The sequence below is a fragment of the Bacillus sp. SIMBA_008 genome (assembly GCF_046535495.1).
GTDB lineage: Bacteria > Bacillota > Bacilli > Bacillales > Bacillaceae > Bacillus > Bacillus subtilis.
This window is the reverse complement of the sequence record NZ_JAWRWL010000004.1, coordinates 198,222-218,668: the sequence shown is the minus strand read 5'-3', so window position 1 is coordinate 218,668 and position 20,447 is coordinate 198,222. Positions and strand designations below refer to the sequence as shown.

The 20,447-nt window shown below is 49.1% G+C and carries 8 protein-coding genes; 3 read left to right on the top strand and 5 right to left on the bottom strand.

What is annotated here, in order from left to right; translation table 11 throughout:
• The first annotated feature begins 49 nt into the window (after window positions 1–49).
• Window positions 50–724: a 4'-phosphopantetheinyl transferase gene (locus SB658_RS15120; protein ID WP_032726545.1), complete on the top strand. Its 675-nt coding sequence runs from the start codon at window positions 50–52 to the stop codon at window positions 722–724.
• Here the strand turns inward: SB658_RS15120 and SB658_RS15115 are convergent.
• Window positions 719–2,053: an aminotransferase-like domain-containing protein gene (locus SB658_RS15115; RefSeq protein ID WP_144500871.1), complete on the bottom strand. Its 1,335-nt coding sequence runs from the start codon at window positions 2,051–2,053 to the stop codon at window positions 719–721. The two genes, SB658_RS15120 and SB658_RS15115, sit on opposite strands and share 6 nt — an antisense overlap.
• A 123-nt stretch (window positions 2,054–2,176) precedes the next feature.
• On the opposite strand from SB658_RS15115, the gene SB658_RS15110 reads away from it, so the two are divergent.
• Both SB658_RS15110 and SB658_RS15105 read left to right on the top strand, forming a co-directional pair.
• On the top strand, window positions 2,177–3,115 hold the full coding sequence (locus tag SB658_RS15110) for a DMT family transporter (protein WP_122060533.1): 939 nt from the start codon (window positions 2,177–2,179) through the stop codon (window positions 3,113–3,115).
• 53 nt (window positions 3,116–3,168) lie between these two features.
• Window positions 3,169–3,726, top strand: a complete 558-nt coding sequence (locus tag SB658_RS15105; protein WP_106610912.1) for a YcxB family protein — start codon at window positions 3,169–3,171, stop codon at window positions 3,724–3,726.
• Between the two features lie 14 nt (window positions 3,727–3,740).
• Here the strand turns inward: SB658_RS15105 and SB658_RS15100 are convergent, their stop codons facing one another.
• The 4 genes from SB658_RS15100 to srfAB all read right to left on the bottom strand — a co-directional run bounded on the left by SB658_RS15100 (window position 3,741) and on the right by srfAB (window position 20,440).
• Window positions 3,741–4,967 carry an MFS transporter gene (locus SB658_RS15100; protein ID WP_106610911.1) on the bottom strand — a complete coding sequence of 409 codons (1,227 nt, stop codon included), beginning with the start codon at window positions 4,965–4,967 and terminating at the stop codon, window positions 3,741–3,743.
• A 100-nt stretch (window positions 4,968–5,067) separates the two neighbouring features.
• Window positions 5,068–5,796: a surfactin biosynthesis thioesterase SrfAD gene (gene srfAD / locus SB658_RS15095; RefSeq protein ID WP_015715230.1), complete on the bottom strand. Its 729-nt coding sequence runs from the start codon at window positions 5,794–5,796 to the stop codon at window positions 5,068–5,070.
• A gap of 28 nt (window positions 5,797–5,824) precedes the next feature.
• Window positions 5,825–9,652: a surfactin non-ribosomal peptide synthetase SrfAC gene (gene srfAC / locus SB658_RS15090; RefSeq protein ID WP_410601868.1), complete on the bottom strand. Its 3,828-nt coding sequence runs from the start codon at window positions 9,650–9,652 to the stop codon at window positions 5,825–5,827.
• Between the two features lie 36 nt (window positions 9,653–9,688).
• Entirely contained in the window at window positions 9,689–20,440 is a 10,752-nt protein-coding gene (gene srfAB, locus SB658_RS15085) for a surfactin non-ribosomal peptide synthetase SrfAB (RefSeq protein WP_410601866.1), read from the bottom strand.
• Window positions 20,441–20,447 lie beyond the last annotated feature (7 nt).

Below are 20,447 nucleotides of genomic sequence, written 5' to 3'. Positions count from 1 at the left end.
AAGTATGATAGGATGGTTTTGACAATCTTTTGCAGACGGAGGATCTAGAATGAAGATTTACGGAATTTATATGGACCGCCCGCTTTCACAGGAAGAAAATGAACGGTTCATGTCTTTCATATCACCTGAAAAACGGGAGAAATGCCGGAGATTTTATCATAAAGAAGATGCTCACCGCACCCTGCTGGGAGATGTGCTCGTTCGCTCAGTCATAAGCAGGCAGTATCAGTTGGACAAATCCGATATCCGCTTTAGCACACAGGAATACGGGAAGCCGTGCATCCCTGATCTTCCCGACGCTCATTTCAACATTTCTCACTCCGGCCGCTGGGTCATTGGTGCGTTTGATTCACAGCCGATCGGCATAGATATCGAAAAAACGAAACCGATCAGCCTTGAGATCGCCAAGCGCTTCTTTTCAAAAACAGAGTACAGCGACCTTTTAGCAAAAGACAAGGACGAGCAGACAGACTATTTTTATCATCTATGGTCAATGAAAGAAAGCTTTATCAAACAGGAAGGCAAAGGCTTATCGCTTCCGCTTGATTCCTTTTCAGTGCGCCTGCACCAGGACGGACAAGTATCCATTGAGCTTCCGGACAGCCATTCCCCATGCTATATCAAAACGTATGAGGTCGATCCCGGCTACAAAATGGCTGTATGCGCCGCACACCCTGATTTCCCTGAGGATATCACAATGGTTTCGTACGAAGAGCTTTTATAAATGGCTCATCAACAGCTTGACACCGCGCTCAATATCTTCCGTTTTCACATTGGAAATATTGATTTTTAATAGATTTTCTTTCGGATAATCTGATAAATAATGACGGTCTATCGCCTCAAGGAGAACCCCTTGTTTTTTCAGTCTATGAATCACTCTTGAGGCGGGCAGATCCTGAGGAAGCACCAGATGGGTGTGCATACAGGGTGCCTGCCCGCTGGAGAACGTAAAGCGTCCGCTTCCCAGCTGCCTGTGAGTTCGAATGGCTTGATGTAGCCTCAGCGACCGCTCTTTATAAGAATCTCTGATTTTCTCCTTATGCCTTCCATACATACCGCTTTTCAGGTAAATCTCCAATGCCGCTTGAGAAATCATCGAACAGTCGATGTCGTTCAGTTTTTTGTACGCATAGAACGTGTCAGTCAGCGCTTCGGGCAAAACAGCCGCCCCCACGCGGAGGCCGGGGAACATCATTTTCGAGAAGCTTTTCAAATAGATGACATGTGAGGACAGATCATATGCGTACAGCGGATCTGCCTTTTTATTTTCCTCCAGATCACCGAGGTAATCATCCTCAACGAGATAGACATCATACGCTTCTGCCAGTCTCACAAGCTCCTGTTTATCACGCTCTGACAATGAGCACCCAAGCGGGTTATGGAAGCGCGGCATCGTATAAAAAAATTTAATCGATTCTGTTTGAAATAACCGCTCAACCTTGGCTATATCAAGCCCTTCTTCTGTTCGTTTCACCCCGATGGCGGGAATCCCGACCGTCTCAAGCTGTTCGACCATCAAATGGTAGCCCGGCTGTTCAATGGCGATCTTCTCTTTCCCATTTGGGAACGGCATGGCACAAAGCAAGGATAACGCCTGCTGGACACCTGATGTAATGAAAATATGCCGTTCATCCGCAAATACCTGTTGAGTGGCCAAGAGCTTTCGGAGTACGCGGATGAGTGATGGAAGCCCCTTTGGCGTCCCATAAATAAACAAATCGTTTTTGTATGTATCAATCGCTTTGTTGATACAGTGCTGAAAATCAAGATACGGAAACACATCTGGATCCGGCGCAGATGTGGCAAAGTCGATGGGGCCAAGCTGCCCGCTTTTGGCTTTTCCCGTCTTTTTCACAATATAATAGCCGCTTTTCGGAACAGAATAGATAAGGTGGCGCTTTTCCAGCTCCTGCAGCGCGCGGATCACTGTGCTTTTGCTGACTTGGTAGCGGGCGGACAGCTGACGGATAGATGGAAGCCTGTCTCCTTCTTGATAGGCGGTGCTTTGCATCATCTCCTCTATCCTCGTTACTAGACTCATATATTTCTCCATGCCTTCTCCCCCTGTTTTGTACCGGTACAGTTCATTGTTTTTCTCATTGTACCGTTCTGACCGCGGCCATACAATAAAGGGAGCGACCGGCGCTGCAATTCAGGTAAAGGAGCCCTTCCCATTATGGTTAAACATCAGCAAGCCCCCGCTTATATAGCGGCTACTTTATATTCGTTCATTATCGGTTTATCCTTTCTATTCGTAAAAATCGCACTGCAAACAGCAGAGCCGTTTGATATTTTGGCGCATCGGTTCACCATTGCGTTTGCTGCGGCCACTGTACCGATTTTATTCGGCTGGGTAAAGCTATCAATCCGCGTAAAGGACGTCATTGCCATTTTGCCGCTCGCCCTGCTGTATCCCGCGTTATTTTTCAGCTTTCAGGCATTCGGCCTTGTGTACTCGTCCTCCTCTGAAGCGGGAATTATTCAGGCAGCCATTCCGATTTTCACGATGGTCTTTGCCGCTTATGTTTTAAAGGAACGCCCAACGTGGACGCAAAAGGGGTTCACGGTTTTATCCGTTGCCGGCGTCATGTTTATTTTTGTGATGAAAGGCGTTGACGTGGAATCAGCCAGCTTAAAAGGGTCTTTGCTGATCCTATTGTCCGCTTTGTCTTCAGCGATGTACAATACTGCTGCCAGAAAAATGACGCAGCGGTTCAAGCTGACAGAGCTCACCTACATCATGTCAGCCATCGGCTTTGTCGTCTTCAACGCCATCGCCCTTGTGCGTCACGGAGCGGCGGGAACAGTCGGCACTTATTTTCTGCCGTTCCGGGAGCCCGGCTTCGTTCTCGCCATTGTGTATTTGGGCGTGCTGTCTTCACTTGTCACTTCATTTCTGTCTAACTATACGCTGTCGCGAATTGAGGCGTTTAAAATGAGCGCTTTTAATCATGTATCTACCATTGTGACGATGATTGCAGGAGTTGTGATTCTCAACGAAAGCCTGGCCTGGTATCATCTTGCCGGGGCTGTTTGTATTATGATTGGCGTGGTGGGGAGCAATATCAATCTGGAGAAAAAAACAAAGCGCCCTGGTATGCCTGCAAAAAAATGAGAAATTATGCTAGACTGAAAGGAAAAACATGGTTAGAGGTGTAGGTTTACCGTATGATTCAATATGCTAGTGAAAGTATCAATCTTCCAGGAGAAATCGCTTTTAAGGATGTAAGAGAAATCTTTTTTTATCAAATCGCAAAAATATCATGCTTTTACTTTCTGTTGTTTTGCGCCATATTTACTGCAGTTAACTTCATTAACGGATGGCCCCGTATCGTTTATGGCAGTGACGCGCTTAACTTGTTTATGAACAGTATGTTGATTATCGTGATGTCAGTTCTGTTTACACTGCTGCTCCTCCTTCTTCTATATGTGAAGTTTTCCAGAGCATACAAGAAGAACGAACGGATGAAATCTAAAAGAACATATACTCTGAACCAAGAAGGAATTCGTATATGTTCTAAAAAATATGACCTCATTTTCAATTGGGATGAAATCACAGCTGTTTTCGAATATAATAATATCTTCAGGGTCAATACATCAAGTGGCCAATATATTGCGATCCCAAAACGTTTTTTTCATTCCAAAGAGGAAATGAACAGATTCAAGGAGATTATCCTTAAAAATACCGGAACAAAAAAACTCAAATTTAAAAAGGATCAGCATTGACAGTGCTGATCCTTTTATATTGAATGGTGGGTTTCTTTTGCCTTCTGTTTATCTAAAAACGGCACCAGCTCTATTACAGCCGATAAACCCACAAACACGATGCACACAGCGACAATCAGCAAATAACCATGAGTCATGTCAAAAAACAAACCGCCCGCATACACGCTGAGAGCTCCGGCAACCTGATGGATAAAGAAATTGATGCCTAACAGCGATCCGATCAATCCTGTTTGATAGCTTTCCGAAATTGACGCCGCGGTCAGCGGGATCACGCCTGTGTAACTGAGCCCGAATAACAGGATAAACCCGAAGTACCAAAGGTCGCTGTGATGAATTCCGAGAATGGGAATGAGCAGGCAAATGAGGCTGAGCAGCCGAATGAAAAATAAGATGGATAGCATGACGCTTCTGCTCCCGAGGAGATCGGACAGCCAGCCTGCCAATAATCCGCCAATGATGATAAACGCCCCGAACGCGGCCATCATTCCGTTGACATGAGAGACATGCGCATCCTTAAGTATCGGGACGAGGTGAGCATCAATAATTCCCATTGTAAATCCGCAAGTAAACACGCCGAAGTACAGGATATGAATGAGGCGGGATTGCTTCATCACGTTCCAAAACCCCCGCCAATCATAAGATTTTTTCACAGACTCCGCTTGCGCATGCGGCGGGTGCTTCATCCCAAAGACGAGGAGCGGCAGCAGAACAGCCGCCATGACGATTCCCAAAATCGTATAGGTGCTCTGCCAGCCTGCATGATACGGAGCCGCAGCCCAAATGGGCGAGAGAAGCAGCAGGCCCGCAGAGTTGGCATTGGTCAAAATAGCAAGCGCCAGACCTTTGTGTATGTCAAACCAACGGCTGATGAAATACTGGGTCGTCACGCCGACCGCGCAGGAATAGCCGATTCCGCCAAGCACACCGTAAATGGCGGAAAACACATGAACATTCGGTGAATAAGGAAGCACCAAAAAGCTTGTGCTGATGCAGACAGCTCCAAGCGCCATAATTTTTCTGACACTGAAACGGTCGATAAAAAAACCGACAAAAAACTGGACGATGCCGGTTGTGATCATAAAAATGCTGACAGAAACCGAAATCAGCGACCTGTCGGCATGGAAGGCATCCGCCATTGGCAGCATAAAAAATTGAAAGGAATTTCTGAATGAGTTCATTCCGATGGCGAAAACAAACGTAAACAGCAATACAAACCATTTCATCCTGGGAGACGTGCGCATGTTTCGACCTGCCTTTGTTTGAGTATTTCGACTATTATACCATGCAAAAGTTGGCATTCTACACAAAAAAAGCGGAACAGCCGAAGCTGTCCGCTTTTGATCACGGTTGAATGATCGGATGCTGATTCAAGATCGCAAAAATCCGTTCTGCGACTTCTTCCGTTTGTGACAGCAGGAACATGTGCCCGCCGTCAAATTGATGGAATGTGATGTCTTTTGCCCACTTCTTCCAGCCTTCCGCATCTCGTATGCATTTTTTATCATCAAGCCCGTTAAAGACATGAACAGGCGACTGAATCTGGGCCAGATCGTAAAGCTCAAATTGTTCAAGAGCCCGGTAATCTGATCGGAAAGAAGGCAGGAAAAAGGACATGACCTCCTTATTTTCAACAAGCTCTGCGGGCATTCCGCCTAATTGGATAATATGATCGAGAAACTGATCATCAGGCAGGTGGGACACTTTCTTCCGCTGAATATGAGGCGGCTGGATTGCAGAAATGATAACCGCCTGCGGAAAGACGCCTTCACGCTCAAGCTTTTGCGCCAGCCTGAAGGTGATCATTCCGCCCATACTGTGTCCGAACAGCACAAACGGCCGATCAGGGCGAAGGTTCAGTTCTTGCTTGTACAAATCCGTCAGCTCTTCGAGATCCTCAATAGCTGACGTTTGATTCGTGCCGTGTCCCGGCGGCTCGGCAGCGAGCATCTCGCACTCCCCCTGCAAAAAAGCATGGAGAGGGCGAAACGACGCCGAGTAGCCGCCGGCAAACGGAAAACAGATGAGCTGCGTTTTTTCCGACGCATCAAATGATTTGAAGAGTTGGCTCATTGGCTGTCTCCTCCTTTCATCACTTCATTTATGAAACCGTTACGGTTTGTGTATTAAGAAATTCGAGCAAAATCCCGGCATTCCTATCTAGCGTTTCGCCCTGCAGCATTTCTGCGTGTGTTCCGAAGCCTCTTTTCATACGGTAAGCACCTGTTGTAGCTTCTTCCCATGATGCAAGCCATTCCGGCATGTCAAAATCAGCGCCGGAAGTCAACAGATCAATATCTGCTTTCACCTGGCCTGTGCTGATCAGGTTGACGTAGTATGAGTAAAAGGCATGTGTTTTTTGCTTGAGGCCTTGTTTGACGGCTTCGCTGTTGAGCGCTTCATTGTCCCGATTGACATTCATCAACGCTTCGACATCACTTTCAACCGTGCGTCCGTCCAGATCACTGACACCTTGTTTTTTATAGGAATCGACCATGATGATCCGCTGAACAATACGGCCTTGTTCCTCAAGCTTTTTCGCAGCTTCAAACGCCAGGCTGCATCCCGCTGAATATCCAAACAATGTTAAAGGCCCTTCCGGCTGCAGCTTCTGGATCAAATCCGCATAGCGGTCAAGCCGGTCTTCCTCCTCAATAAAATCAAAGGCGCACAGCTTGTATGACGGCAAGCGGCTGGACAGATTTTGGTACATAAGGCCATAGCCCAGAACCGGCGGGAATGCGAAAATGATCCGCTCCTGATCCTGATTCATTATCGTTACATCCTGCAAGCCATCAGGGCCCCCGTTTTTCACATACGCTGAAATGCCGGCGATCGTCGGCGCTTCAAATAAAAGCTTTACAGGAAGATCAATCCCAAGCTCTTTCTTGATGCGGGAAGCGGCGGTCATGGCCTTTAAGGAATGCCCTCCGAGCGCAAAGAAATCGTCATGAATGCCAATTTGCTTTCTGCCGAGAACCTCAGACCAGATTTGTGCGATTGTTTCTTCCATCTCGTTCCGCGGTCCAATCCATTCTTCCGCCAGCTGATCCTGATCAGGTTTTGGGAGCAGCCGTTTATTGACTTTCCCGTTCGTCGTTAAAGGAAGCTCATCCAAGAAGGTAAAGGTTTGCGGCACCATATAAGCAGGAAGCTGTTTTTTCAGGTGCGCCTTCACGTCCTCAGCTGAAAGCTGCGTTCGGTTCACAAGGTAGGCATTGATTGATGCATCGCCAGACTCATGGCGGTCCGCCACAACGACCGCATCTTTCACACCTGGGTATTCCTGCAGCTGCTTTTCGATTTCTTCAAGCTCAATCCGGTGTCCGCGTATTTTGACCTGGTCGTCAATACGGCCGGCGTATTCAATCGTTCCATCCGGCAGCCAGCGTGCTAAATCCCCTGTGCGGTAAAGCGTTTCTCCCGGCTTGAACGGGTTCTTGATAAACTTTTCCTTCGTGAGGTCAGCACGATTTACATATCCTTTTGACACGCCCATTCCGCTGATGCACAGTTCACCGATCGCCCCGAATGGCTGGAGCTGGCTTTGCTCATTCAGAATATAAACACTGGCATTGCTGATCGGCTTTCCAATCGGCAATGAGGAGATGGAATCCGGTATATCATGCACGACGTGAGCAGTCGCAAACACTGTTCCCTCAGTCGGCCCGTAGCAGTTAATCAGCTTGCCCGGCCCCATGACCCGCAGCGCTTTTCTGACATGAGGCACTGAGGCGCGCTCTCCGCCGAATAATATACAGCGTAGTCCCTTCATCCAATCCTCTCCCGCATCTGTGAGAAGATTAAATAGTGCGGTTGTCGCAAACATGACATTGACATTCTCTTGCAGGATCAGATCTGTGAGCCGTTCTGTATCAAGCAGCGTATGTTCATCTGCGATAATGAGCCGTGCCGCATTCAGCATAGAAGCATAGAAATCAAAAGTAAATGCGTCAAAGGCGTAATTCGAAACAGACAAGAATGTATCTTTCTCAGAGAATGCCATGTAGTCTACATGCTTGACCAATCCTTGAATATTGGCATGAGTGGTGATATTGCCCTTTGGCTTTCCGGTTGTGCCGGACGTGTACATGATATATGCCGGATCATTAGGATCAATCGCGGTTGCAGGATCGCTTGCCTGTTCTTCAAACCGTGTTTGATCATCAATGAAGAGCGTTGTGCCTGTATACGGCAGCTCAGCCGCTTGTTCTTTCATCTCCTGATGCGTCAGAAGACAGGCTGCCGCACTGTCAGCCAGCATATACGAGATTCGGTCCTCTGGCAGCTTCGGATCAACCGGCAGATAGGCTGCTCCCGCCTTTAATACACCGAGAATGCCGATCACCAGTTCAAGTGAGCGCTTCGTGTACAGCGCTACAACAGAACCTTTGCCCGCACCGTGTTTTTGCAGCCGGCGTGCAAGGCGGTTCGCTTCCTCATCTAATTCGCGATAAGACAGGGTCTGGCCGAAATACGTAAGCGCCAGTGCATCCGGATTGACGTTCACTGCTTCCTTGAACCAATCCGTCAGAGGCTTTGTTTCACGAGCTTGAGCCGGCGGGTTTAAGCCGGTTAGCAAAAATTCTCTCTCCCTGTCGTCAACGATGTTGATCGTGCTGACAGGCTGATCCGGATTCTGGATGAGCTGCTGAATTGCTGTGAGAAGCTGAGATTTCAAGCGCAGGATAAACGCCTCATCAAACACATTCTCATTATAGGCAAGCTTAATCAGCATCTCATCTCCAGGGGAAGCCATCAGGTTGAGATCATAATTCGACTTCTCAAAAACATGAACATCCACCATATCAAAGCCGTTTTCACTGCTTTCTTCATTTTTCGCATCCTGAAGCGGATAGTTCTCAAAAACAATGATGTGGTCAATCAGTTTCGGCTGATCGGCCTGGCTTTGGATGTCATAAAGCGGCACATATTGATGCGGCTCAGACTGCAGCGATTGCTCCTGCAGCTGCTTGAGCAAGCCGTTAAATGTGATACCCTCAGACAGCTTCACACGTCTCGGGACAACGTTGATAAACAGCCCGACCATATGTTCAACGCCTTTGATTTCCGCGGGACGCCCTGAAACAACTGTACCGAAGGCCAAATCAGCAGACTGCTGATAGCGGCTGATCAATACGCTCCAGACTGCCTGCAGCGCCGTACTCAAAGTGGTATGCTGCGATTTTGCAAGCTCGGTAAAGGCCTTTGTTTCCGCCTCCGGCAGTGAAAAGAGCAGCTCTTTCGGCTCATAGCCGTCCTTCTGTTTCTTCCTTTGCTCCGCAAACGTCGTTTGTCCTTCAAAGTCCTCCAAGTACTCGCGCCAGTAGCGGAGCGATGCTTGTTTATCCTGCTTTTCAAGCCACTTGATGTAGTCTTTATACGGTTTGACGGGCGGCAGGCTGTACGGCTTTTGTTCGCGCAGAGCATTGTATACCTTAAATAGATCCTGTACGACGATGCCGAAGCACCATCCGTCCAAAATAATGTGGTGGTAGCTCCACACCCATTCAAAGCTTTCTTCAGCTTTCTTGAAAATGGCTGCCCGCATCGGAATATCCCGCGTCAAATCAAAACCCCTGATCTTATCCTGTTCTTTGTACTCATTGATTTTGGCTGTTTGCTCGCTGCCCGTTAAGTGTGTCAGATCGATTTCTTCTATATGGAACTGCCGTTTTTTCAATACGACTTGGACAGGTCTTTTTACTTTTTCGTGAATGAACACGGTACGAAATACATCGTACCGGTCCATGATCACATTCATGCTTTCTTCAAGACATTTGATATTCAAGCTGCCTTTTACTTTCATCGTGATTTGTTCAAGGTAAAAGCTTTGGCCGGGATTCAGGATGGCATGAAAAAGCATCCCTTCCTGCATCGGCGATAGGTAATACATATCTTGAACCTGATCCTTGCTAAATTGACTCATATGTTTCGCTCCCGCCTTCTGTAATTCCCTTGCGTTTTATTTTAAATTCTCCTCAAGCATGTCAAAGATATCTCCCATCTCGTCCATTTCAAGGTCTTCGGCGCTAAAGTCGCTTGGTGTGAATTCCTTGTCTTCTTTTTCCGTGCAATGGCGGATTAACATCAGGAGGTTTTCTTTAAACCGTTCCATTTGCTCCTCGACTGTAGCTCTTTCAAACTCCTTCTCATTGTAGGAGCAGGAAAGCACAAACCGGCCGTTTCTGATCATGCCGCTGAAGCTTAATGCGTACAGCGCCTCTGATTCTCCGCTTACTTGGCGCCCCATATCGAAAGCGGACGGTTCAAAGAAATCGGTTTTGACTTCACTGTCGAATTGGCCCAAATAGTTGAAGCTGATCTCCGGTGTGAAGCCCTTTGTTTCCGCTGTTTCTGTGAAATAACGAAGAATGCCGTAGCCAACACCTTTGTCCGGAATGCGGCGCAGGTTTTCTTTGACTGTTTTGATCACAGCTGAGGCATCTGCGTCAGATATGTCGAGCACAACAGGGTATTGTGCCGTAAACCAGCCGACCGTTCTGGAGATATTCACATTCGGGATAATGTCCTCCCGGCCGTGTCCCTCAAGGTTAATGCCAATTTTGGCCCCCTTTGTCCATTCTTTCATTGTCAAACCGAGCGCGCTGAGAAGAATATCGTTGATTTCAGTTCCATATGGCTGATGAACATCTGTTAAAAGATGCTTAGTGTCTTCTGCCGTTAATTCACATAGGACAGATGATGTATCCTTGACGATCCGCTGCTCTGTTTCACAATCCTTAGGTAAAGGAGAAACCTGTTCAGCGGCAATTTGCGACCAGTATTCAGCCTGCTGTAAAAGATGCGCTGATTGGCTGAATGCCGCCAGTTCTTCCGCCCAATCCTTGAAGGAGTTTGTTTTTTGCGGGAAGACAAGGCTCTCTTCTTTCTCAGCCTGCATGTAGCCTGAAGCAAAGTCTTCAAGCAAAATCCGCCATGACACACCGTCGACCACGAGATGGTGTACAGCAATGAGCAGGTGATCCCCAGCTTCTGTGCGATATTGCTCCGCCTTTAAAAGCGGCCCGTTTCGCAGATCGAGACTGCTTTGCAGCTTGTTCGCGAGAAGCTTAATCTGGCTTCTCAGCATCTCTTCATCGGAGCCGTACAGATCCACGATTTCGAAGCTGACCTTGCTCTCACCGATCGGTTTATACACCTGAACGATGTCCCCGTTTTCCTCGCGGTAGACCATGCGGAGCGCGTCATGATGCTCGATCAGCGCCTGCAATGTTTTCTCCACCCGTTCAGGATCAAAGCCCTTTTTGGCGTGAAGCATCACCGATTGGTTCCAGTGGTGCTTGTTCGTGAAGTTCTTTTCAAAGAACCAGCGCTGGATCGGCGTCAGGATGACTTCGCCCTCCACCGGGCCTTGGTCTGCCTGTTTGCCTTCGGCACGCTCTACGTACTGGGTGAGCTCTTCGATCGTCGGATGCTGGAAGAGATCTTTCATTTCCAGCTTCCAGCCGTGCTGATTCAAGCGGCTCGCCATTTGAATTCCTTTGATGGAATCTCCGCCAAGCGAGAAGAAATTGTCGGTGACACCGACTTCAGACATTCCAAGCACGTCCTGCCAGATGCCGGCAAGCAGCTCTTCCATGTCGGTCGTCGGCGCTTTGTATTCTCCGCTTCCCGCTTCGATGTCCGGCTCAGGCAAGGCTTTGCGGTCGACTTTGCCGTTTGCCGTAACCGGAAGCTCGTTCAGCGTCACCCAGAACGCCGGGATCATGTAATCCGGCAGGGTTTCCTTTAGTGTTGATTTTAGTGCTTCTATGTCAGCTGTTTCCGGTGTGACATACGCCGCGATCGCTGTATTGCCGCCTTTATCTTTGACAGCTGTCACCGCCGCATCCTGCACCTCAGAAAGCTGGGCGAGCTGGACTTCAATTTCTGAGAGCTCGATCCGGTAGCCGCGGACCTTGACCTGCTGGTCGATCCGGCCGATGTATTCGATGCCGCCGTTCACCCACTTCACCAAGTCGCCGGTGCGGTACATGCGTTCACCCGGCACAAACGGATCAGCGACAAACCGCTTCGCGGTTTCGTCTTCTCGATTCAGATAGCCTCGTGCCAGTCCGCGCCCCGCCACGCAAAGCTCTCCGGCTACGCCTTCCGGCTGCACCTGATTGCCCTCGCCGAGAATGTATACTCTCGTATTGGCAATGGCCCGTCCGATGGAAAGCGAGCCTTCCTCCGGATGGATTTCTGCGCTTGTGGCAACGACCGTATTTTCTGTCGGCCCGTAGTTGTTGACGAGTGTGTACGGCTTTTTCACTGCCCGCTTCAGCTTGTCTCCTCCGGTCAAGAGGACGCGAAGTGATGTGTTCTCAAGCTCCATGAACTGTTCCGCAAGCTGTGTCGGCAGGAACGTGATCGTTACGCCGTTCGTTTCAAAATAATCGTTCAGGCGGACGATATCGAGGCGGATCGCTTCATCAATGACGTGAAGTTCAGCGCCGATCGTCCAGGTCGGGAACATCTCCCAAATGGAAGCGTCGAACCCGAAGCCCGCGTACTTCGCACTGCGGTCCTCCGCTGTCATGCTGAACGCGTCGTGGTGCCAGAAGCACAGGTTCACAAGCGCATGGTGCTCGACCATGACACCCTTCGGCTGTCCGGTCGTTCCAGACGTGTAAATCATGTACGCCAAGTTCTCCGCGGTTACAGCGGTTTCTGGATTTCCCTCGTCGTTTTCATCAAGCGGCAGGCTTAGAATCGTGCGGCTTCCGTCGAGAAGAATGACATCTCCCGTATAGCTGTCCGGCACTGAAATGCCTTCCTGTTTCAAGAGAAGCTTCGCGCCGCTGTCCTGTAAAATATACTCAATCCGCTGATCCGGGTAGTCAGGATCAATCGGCACAAACGCCGCTCCGGCTTTCAAGACGCCGAGCACCGCGGCGGACATTTCAAGCGACGGCTTCGTGAGAACGCCGACGCGGTCATCCGGGCTGATGCCGCAGTCCATCAGAATCCGGGCGAGGCGGTTTGCCTTCGCGTTCAGCTCGCCGTACGTCCAAGATTGGCCGTTGTATGTGACAGCCGGGCGGTCTTTGTGGCGCTGGACAGTCTCTTCGAATAGCTGATGAACCGTTTTGTCTGTCGGCACAGGCAGCGCTTTGCCCTTCCATGCCTCAAGAAGCGCTTGCTTTTCTGTCTCGGTGACCAGTAACAGACTGGAAAGCGGCTGGTTCGGGTTATCCGCAACAGCCTTTAGTAGCCGCAGAACGTATTCGCTCCATTTTTCAGCTGTTTCTTTTGCGAACAGATCTGTCGCATATTCGAGCTGCAAGCCAATGCCATTTTCATCAGTAAATCCGCCCAGTGTCAGATCAAACTTAGAAGTTCCCTGATGAGCCTCATAAGGTGAAATGCTCAGATTTTGCAATGTAAGCTGTTCTTTATCAGGGTTTTCTGTCGTCACCATCACATTAAACAATGGGTTTCGGCTCATATCCCGAGGGAGATCAAGCTGATTAACCAGATCTTCAAACGGATACTCCTGATGCTCAAGGGCTGACAGGTTCGTCTGCTTTGCTAGCTCCAAAAGCTCCGCAAATGTTTGCTGTTCTTTCGCTTCCATTCTCAGGGCAAGTGTATTGACGAACATTCCCGGCATGTCCTGAACATCAGCATTCGTCCGGCCGGCAGTAACGGAGCCGATGACGATATCCCGCTGTCCGGAAATTTTGCTTAAAAAGACGTGGAAAACAGCATGGAGCACCATGTGCAAGGTCGTTCCGGTTTCGGCAAGCAGTTTTTCTACCGCCTTTGCCGTCTCACTTCCCGTACGGAAACGGATCGTATCTCCTTTAAAGCTTTGCACAGGCGGACGGGCATAATCGAGCGGGAGATCAAGCTCTGGCAGCTCGCCTGAAAGAACTGACATCCAGTACGCCTCATGCTCCTTCATCCGTTCTTTTTGCTCAGCTTCATTTTGCCAAACGGCGAAATCTTTATAATGAAGCGTCGGCTCCGGAAGCTGCTCTCCTTTGTAAAGCAGCGCCAATTCTTTTACAAAGATGCCTCTTGAGACGCCGTCTGCGATGATATGATGCATATCTAAAAGCAGCAAATGTTTTTTCGCTTCTATTCGAAGCAAAGCTGCGCGAATGAGCGGTGCGTCGTTTAAGTCGAATGGCCGGATAAATTCCTTAATCTTTTGGTCCGCTTCGTCTTCTTTGGCTTCAAACACATGAAGATCAACCTCCGCCTTCTCAATGATGCGCTGAACAGGCTCACCATTAGCTTCCATAAATGACGTCCGCAATGATTCGTGACGGTTCACAAGCTGATTGAGTGAGTCGCGCAGGCGCGAAATATCAAGCTCTCCTTCCATTAGAAGAACAGATGGCATGTTGTAGCTTATCGTCTGGCGGTCAAGCTGATTGAGCACGTACATTCGTTTCTGTGCGGATGACAATGGATACATATCCTGCTTGTCAGCCGGTTTGAGTACTTGATGGCCGCCTGAAACAGCAGACGCCTCCATATAAGCCGCCAGCTGGCGAACTGTCGGCTGCTCGAACAGTGCTTTAAGCGGTACGCTTTTCTCCAATTCCGCCTGAATGTTGGCAATCAGCATCATCCCTTTTAATGAATGGCCGCCTAAATCGAAAAAATTGTCATCAATGCCGATGGCTTCTATGCCAAGCGTTTTCTGCCAAATGCGGCATAAACTTTCTTCAAGCGCTGTCTCCGGTGCGGCCAAGGCCTTGCCTCCGGATTGTGCCGCGTTAGGCTTCGGCAGAGCGTTTCTGTCGGTTTTTCCGTTTGCCGTCAGCGGAATCGCGTCAACCTGCACAAAGAAAGCAGGAATCATATGAGACGGCAGTGTTAGGGAAAGCTGGTACCGGAGCTCTGCTTTTTCAATATCTTGATCCGACGTATAATACGCGCAAAGCTCTTGAAGACCGCCCTCGGAAACCGCTAGTACAACCGCTTCTTGAATTCCGCTGAGGCTGAGCATGACCGTTTCAATTTCTTTCGGCTCAATGCGGTAGCCTCGGATTTTCACCTGATCATCAGCCCGGCCGATAAATGCAAGCGTACCGTCAGAAAGTCTTCGTACGACATCTCCGGTTTTGTACATGAGGCTTCCCGGCGAATATGGATTTTCTACAAATCTCTCGGCTGTCAGCTGAGGCCTGTTGAGATACCCTCTCGCGAGCCCCTGTCCCGTGATATAGAGCTGTCCGCTCGCTCCAGGCGGCACAAGCTTCAATGCTTCATTTAAGACAAGCGCACCGGCATTCGCAATCGGGCGTCCGATTGTCGGGCGTTTCGCAAATGCATCCGGCTCATACAGATCAACCCGCCCGGCGATGGCGCCGATCGTTGCTTCTGTCGGGCCGTAGTGATTGATAAATTCGGTATGTCCATACATCTTACGGAAGGCGATAACATCAGTCGGGATGATTTTTTCTCCTCCCAAGACGATCAAGCGCAAGGATTCAAAGTTCGCATCTTTTGCAAAACTGGCGGTGTTCACTATTGTATGGAACAGAGACGGTGTCAGCTTGATATAAGTGATCCCATGCTCCTTGATATAGTGCGCTATTTCATCCGGCGCCGTATAGGTTTCCTTCTGGACGATATGGAGCTCGCCCCCGCCCAGAAGTACAGGGAACATGCTCGTATAGCCAAGGTCAAATGCGTAAGATGAAAGCAATACAGTCTTATCATTTTCCGTCAGGCCCGCCTCTTCACTAAACCAAGAGACATAGTTTGTCAGATTACGATGCTCAATCTGCACTCCCTTTGGCTTTCCGGTCGTACCGGACGTATAAATGACGTATGCAAGATTGCGAGACCCGGAAATGGATGATGGGCGCTCCTTGCTTTCATTTCTCCATTTACCGTCATCAAGGCTGACAATTATCCCTTCATATTGCCCAATAGCCGTCATGTTTCTTTCATTCACGACCGCAAATTTTGCTCCGCTGTCCTCTAATGAATAACGGATTCGTTCTTCAGGTGTATCAGGATCAATCGGAAGGAAAGCTGCCCCCGCCTTCATGACACCGAGAATGGATACCATGACTTCAGCTGACCGGTCCATAACAATCGCGACGATGTCTTCATTTCCTGCCCCTTGGGCACGAAGATGATGCGCCAGCTGGTTCGCCTGTTCATCAAGCTCGCGATAGGTCAACAGATTTCCGCCAGCCTTCACCGCAGAATGGTCAGGTGTTTGCTGGGCCTGTTTTTCAAAAAGTGCTGCAAAGGTTGCTTCGGTAATTTGAGTCATATGTCTTTCTTCTAGCAAAGCAGCCGTTTCTGCAGATGAAAGCAGATCTACATCAGACAGCCGAACGTTCGGATTAGCCGCGGCCGCTTTGATGATATTGACAAAGTGGCGGCTCCAGCGGCGGATCGTCTCGTCCTTAAACAAGGCAGTCGCATAGTCAAAGCTTAGGCCGATATCCTCTTCACGCTCGACCGCTTCCAAGGAAAGATCAAATTTCGCAACATGATGAAGCATGGAATACGAGGAAATCTTCAAATCTCCTAATCTTAATGAAGGAATCTCCATATTCTGCATGTTGAACATCACGCTGAACAGCGGACTTCTGCTTGTATCCCTTGTAAGCGGAAGCTTTTCAATCAGCTCCTCAAGCGGATAGCTCTGGTGCTCGAATGCTTGAAGGCTGGCTGTTTTGACCTCTTCAAGGAATTGCGTGAAGGTTTTATCTCCCGCTGGTGCCGTTCTGAGTGCCACCGTGTTGACAAACATACCCGGCACACCTTGCAGATCAGGATGTGTTCTGCCAGCTGTCGGCGAGCCGACAATGATATCATCCTGTGACGCGTACTTGGAAAGGAGTACATTGAACGCCGCCAGCAAAAACATGTACATTGTCGTATCTGTTTCTGCCATGAGCGATTTGATTTGAGCCGTGATTTGCTTATCAAGCCCAAACATCACGCGCTCTCCCGCAAAGCTCCGTTCAGCTGGCCGCTCGAAATCCGCGGGAAGATCCAGTATTGGCAGTTCGCCTTTAAAGACATCGAGCCAGTATTCCTCATCTTTTTGATAATTAGTTTGTTCTTTGTGCCAAACTGCGTAATCTTTATAGTGAATTTGTGGCAGTTCCAGATCTGCGCCTTGATATATTTTGGCAAGATCACCGATTAGAATGCCTGTTGAACTTCCGTCAGTAATAATATGATGCATATCAATGAGCAGCAGGTGGCGTTTTTCTTCCAGCTGGACAAGCTTCGAACGGACGAGCGGCGCGCGGTTTAATTCAAACGGCTGAACAAATGCTTTGATTATCTCTTCCGCGTCTTCTTCCCGTCCCTTGGCAGCCTCCAGCTGGAACGATATGTTTTTATGAACGGTTTGCACAACCTCTCCGTCGATCATGTCAAACGATGTACGGAGGATTTCGTGCCGGTTGATTAATTGCTGAATCGCGTTTTCAAGCCGGTCTTTATCTACTTCTCCCTCCAGCAGAAGTACAGCGGGGACGTTGTAGCTTGTGTTTGCTTGTCCAAGCTGATTGAGGATATACATTCTCCGCTGGGCCGGGGATACAGGATAATGCTGCTGATAAGATGCTTGCCTGATCGGTTCAAACGTCTGCTCCTCCTTGCTTTCGTTCTCTTCCAAATACAGTGCCAGTTCTTGAATAGTCGGCTTTTCAAAAAGCACTTTTATCGGAACTTCCTTATGAAAATGCTCTTGAATTTTCGCCGTCATCATCATCGCTTTCAAAGAATGGCCGCCGATCATAAAGAAGTTATCGGTAACGCCTGCTTTGACGCCGAGTATTCCTTCCCAGATCTCCGCTAATTTCTTTTCACTCTCTGTTTTTGGTGCTGCGTATTCCGGCTGCACGGCTTCTGATTGCGGTGCAGGCAGTTCCTTTTTGTTGATTTTCCCGTTTGGCGTGAGCGGCAGGCTGTCCATTTGAATCAGGTGGGCAGGGACCATATAGTCAGGCAAAGACTGAGACAGTGTTTTTCTCAGCTCACTCACAGCCACTTCACGATCCGCCGTGAAGTACGCGCAAATTTCATTTTCGTCTGCTTTGTTCTTGCGTATGATCACCGCGGCTTCTGTCACATGCTCAGCCATGTTCAGTTTTGTTTCAATTTCGCCAAGCTCAATTCGGAAGCCGCGCACCTTCACTTGGTTGTCGATTCTGCCTAAAAATTCGATATTGCCGTCCGGCAGCCATCTTGCCAAGTCACCAGTGCGGTAAATTCTCTCACCCGGTCTGAACGGGTCTTCCAGAAATTGCTTCTCCGTCAGCTCAGGGAGATTGACATACCCACGCGCTACACCGATTCCGCCTACGCAAAGCTCACCAGGCGCGCCGATTGGCTGCAGGCATTGCTGCTCATCCATAATATAGGCAGTGGAATTTCCGATCGGCTTCCCGATTGGGATAGAGCCGCCATACTCGCGGTCGATCAGAAAACTGGTTGAAAACGTCGTGTTTTCTGTCGGGCCGTATCCGTTCCACAATGAAAGCGACGGCGATGCCTGTTTTACTTTGCTGACAATATGCGGGACAAGGGCATCTCCGCCGATGATTAAATGGCGCAGTGTGCCGAACATACCCGCATCCTTTGCAGCAAGCTGGTTGAATAAAGGTGATGTCAGCCACATAGTTGTGATGCTTTGCTCACGCAGGAATGCAGCAAATTGTTTCGCATCAAGCAGTGTCTCTTTTTTGACCGGATAAAGTGCTGCGCCATTCAGCAGTGCGCCGAATACCTCAAACGTTCCGGCATCAAAGCTGACAGCTCCCGTTTGCGCCATGCGGTCTTCTTCAGTAACAGGAACGTACCCGGCATTTTTGACGAGGCGCAGAATGCTTTTATGTTCGATCATGACGCCTTTCGGTTTGCCCGTTGAACCGGATGTGTACATGATGTACGCCAAATCAGACGGGGCGGATGGCAGGTTGAGATTGTCAGCCGCTTCACTCTCTTCAAAGCCTATGTCCAGTGTAAGAACCGGCACTTGCAGCTGATGTGCCTGCCCTGTATAAGAATTTCCGATCAAAACCATTCGAACGGAGCTGTCCTCTGCCATGAAACGAAGACGATCCCCAGGAAGCGCTGGATCAAGCGGCACATATGCGGCGCCTGCTTTTAAAACAGCCAGCATGCCGACAACGGTTTCTACTGAGCGGTCGTTCATAATCGCTGCTGTTTCCCCTTTTTGAAGCCCATGTTCGACAAGCTTTCTCGCCAGACGGTTAGCCGCTGCATTCAGCTCGCGGTACGTCAGCTTGGTTCCTTCATATACGACGGCGGTGCTCGCCGGCGTCCGTTTCGCTTGCTCTTCAAACACTTGGTGAACAGCCATTCCTTCAGGGAGTTCGGCTTTCGTGCTGTTAAACACCTCGACAATTTGCCGCTGCTCTTCGTCTCCCACAAGCCCGTACTCACGCACAAAAGCGGCCGGCTGATCGACAGCTGCTTCCATCATGCGGGTAAGGTGCTCCGCTGTCCGTTCGATAAAAGCGGAATCAAAGGCGGCTCCGTTATATTTAATTTTGACGGTCCACGTTTTGCCCGGATACACAATCAGGTTGAAATCGAAGCTCGTTTGTTCAAATGCGCTTTCTACCTTAATCGAAAACCCGAGGCGGTCTTCCATGCTGCCGTTTTCAAGCTCTTGATCAAGCGGATAATTTTCAAACGCGACCAGATGGTTTAAGAGATTGCCATCAAGAGCTGAGCGTTTTTGAATCTCATAGAGCGGCACGTAATCGTAACGCTCTGCCTCTACTGCATGCTGCTGAACAGCTGTGAAAATATCAGCGAATGCAGCATCTCGTTCAACTTTCACCCGCACTGGAATGGTGTTGATAAACAGCCCCGCCATCGTTTCGATTCCGTTGATTTCAGACGGTCGTCCCGAGACGACCGTTCCGAAGATCACATCATCCGTAAAGTTGTATTTGCTGAGAACAATGCCCCAAACGGCCTGAAATAGGTTAGGCCCTGTCACTTGATGGAGATTTGCGGTTTGCTGAATACGGGCAACCAGTGTTTCGTCCCATGTAAATGAATATTCTTTATTGACGTATTCGTCTTTTTTCACAGGCAGGCGGCCCGGGAGCACGCTTGGCTGTTCAAAACCCGCCAAGCGCTCGCTCCAGTAGCTCTCCGCTTCTTCATTGTCCTGTTTTCCAAGCCACTTGATGTAATCGGAATAAGGCTTGCCCTGACCGTTTGCCGGTGTCCTGCCTGCTCTGAGCGCTTCATAGTTTTGGAACAGGCTTTTCATGAGGACGCCCATGCTCCAGCCGTCCATCATAATATGATGATTGCTCCAGACAAGATACAGCTGATCTGCAGCAAGGCGGAAAACCGCTACCTTGAACAATATGTCTTTTGCCAGGTTAAAGCCTTGGCGCTGAACGTCTTGTTTGTAACGCTCAATGTGCTCTTTCTGGCGGTTTTCGTCTGCATGACTGATATCCTCATAATGCACTTTTGTTTTGCGTTCCGCTAACACGACCTGACGCGGTTTTTGCAGCTGCTGATGCACAAATACCGTACGGAGAATATCGTATGACCGAATCAGTTCATTGACGCTTTTCTCAAAGATTTCAAGATCAAAAGCGCCGTGAATCCCAAGCTCTAATTGTGTGAAGTACGAGGAAGAATGCGGATCAAGCATCGCATGATACAGCATTCCCTCCTGCATTGGTGTCAGTGCGTACACCTTTTGAATCGATTTTTTGCTCATATGCCAC

Bases quoted from the DNA above. Each gene is read 5' to 3' on its own strand.
- srfAB (WP_410601866.1), bottom strand. From the start codon at position 20,440: ATGAGCAAAAAATCGATTCAAAAGGTGTACGCACTGACACCAATGCAG.
- SB658_RS15115 (WP_144500871.1), bottom strand. From the start codon at position 2,053: ATGGAGAAATATATGAGTCTAGTAACGAGGATAGAGGAGATGATGCAA.
- SB658_RS15100 (WP_106610911.1), bottom strand. From the start codon at position 4,967: ATGCGCACGTCTCCCAGGATGAAATGGTTTGTATTGCTGTTTACGTTT.
- SB658_RS15120 (WP_032726545.1), top strand. From the start codon at position 50: ATGAAGATTTACGGAATTTATATGGACCGCCCGCTTTCACAGGAAGAA.
- srfAD (WP_015715230.1), bottom strand. From the start codon at position 5,796: ATGAGCCAACTCTTCAAATCATTTGATGCGTCGGAAAAAACGCAGCTC.
- SB658_RS15110 (WP_122060533.1), top strand. From the start codon at position 2,177: ATGGTTAAACATCAGCAAGCCCCCGCTTATATAGCGGCTACTTTATAT.
- srfAC (WP_410601868.1), bottom strand. From the start codon at position 9,652: ATGAGTCAATTTAGCAAGGATCAGGTTCAAGATATGTATTACCTATCG.
- SB658_RS15105 (WP_106610912.1), top strand. From the start codon at position 3,169: ATGATTCAATATGCTAGTGAAAGTATCAATCTTCCAGGAGAAATCGCT.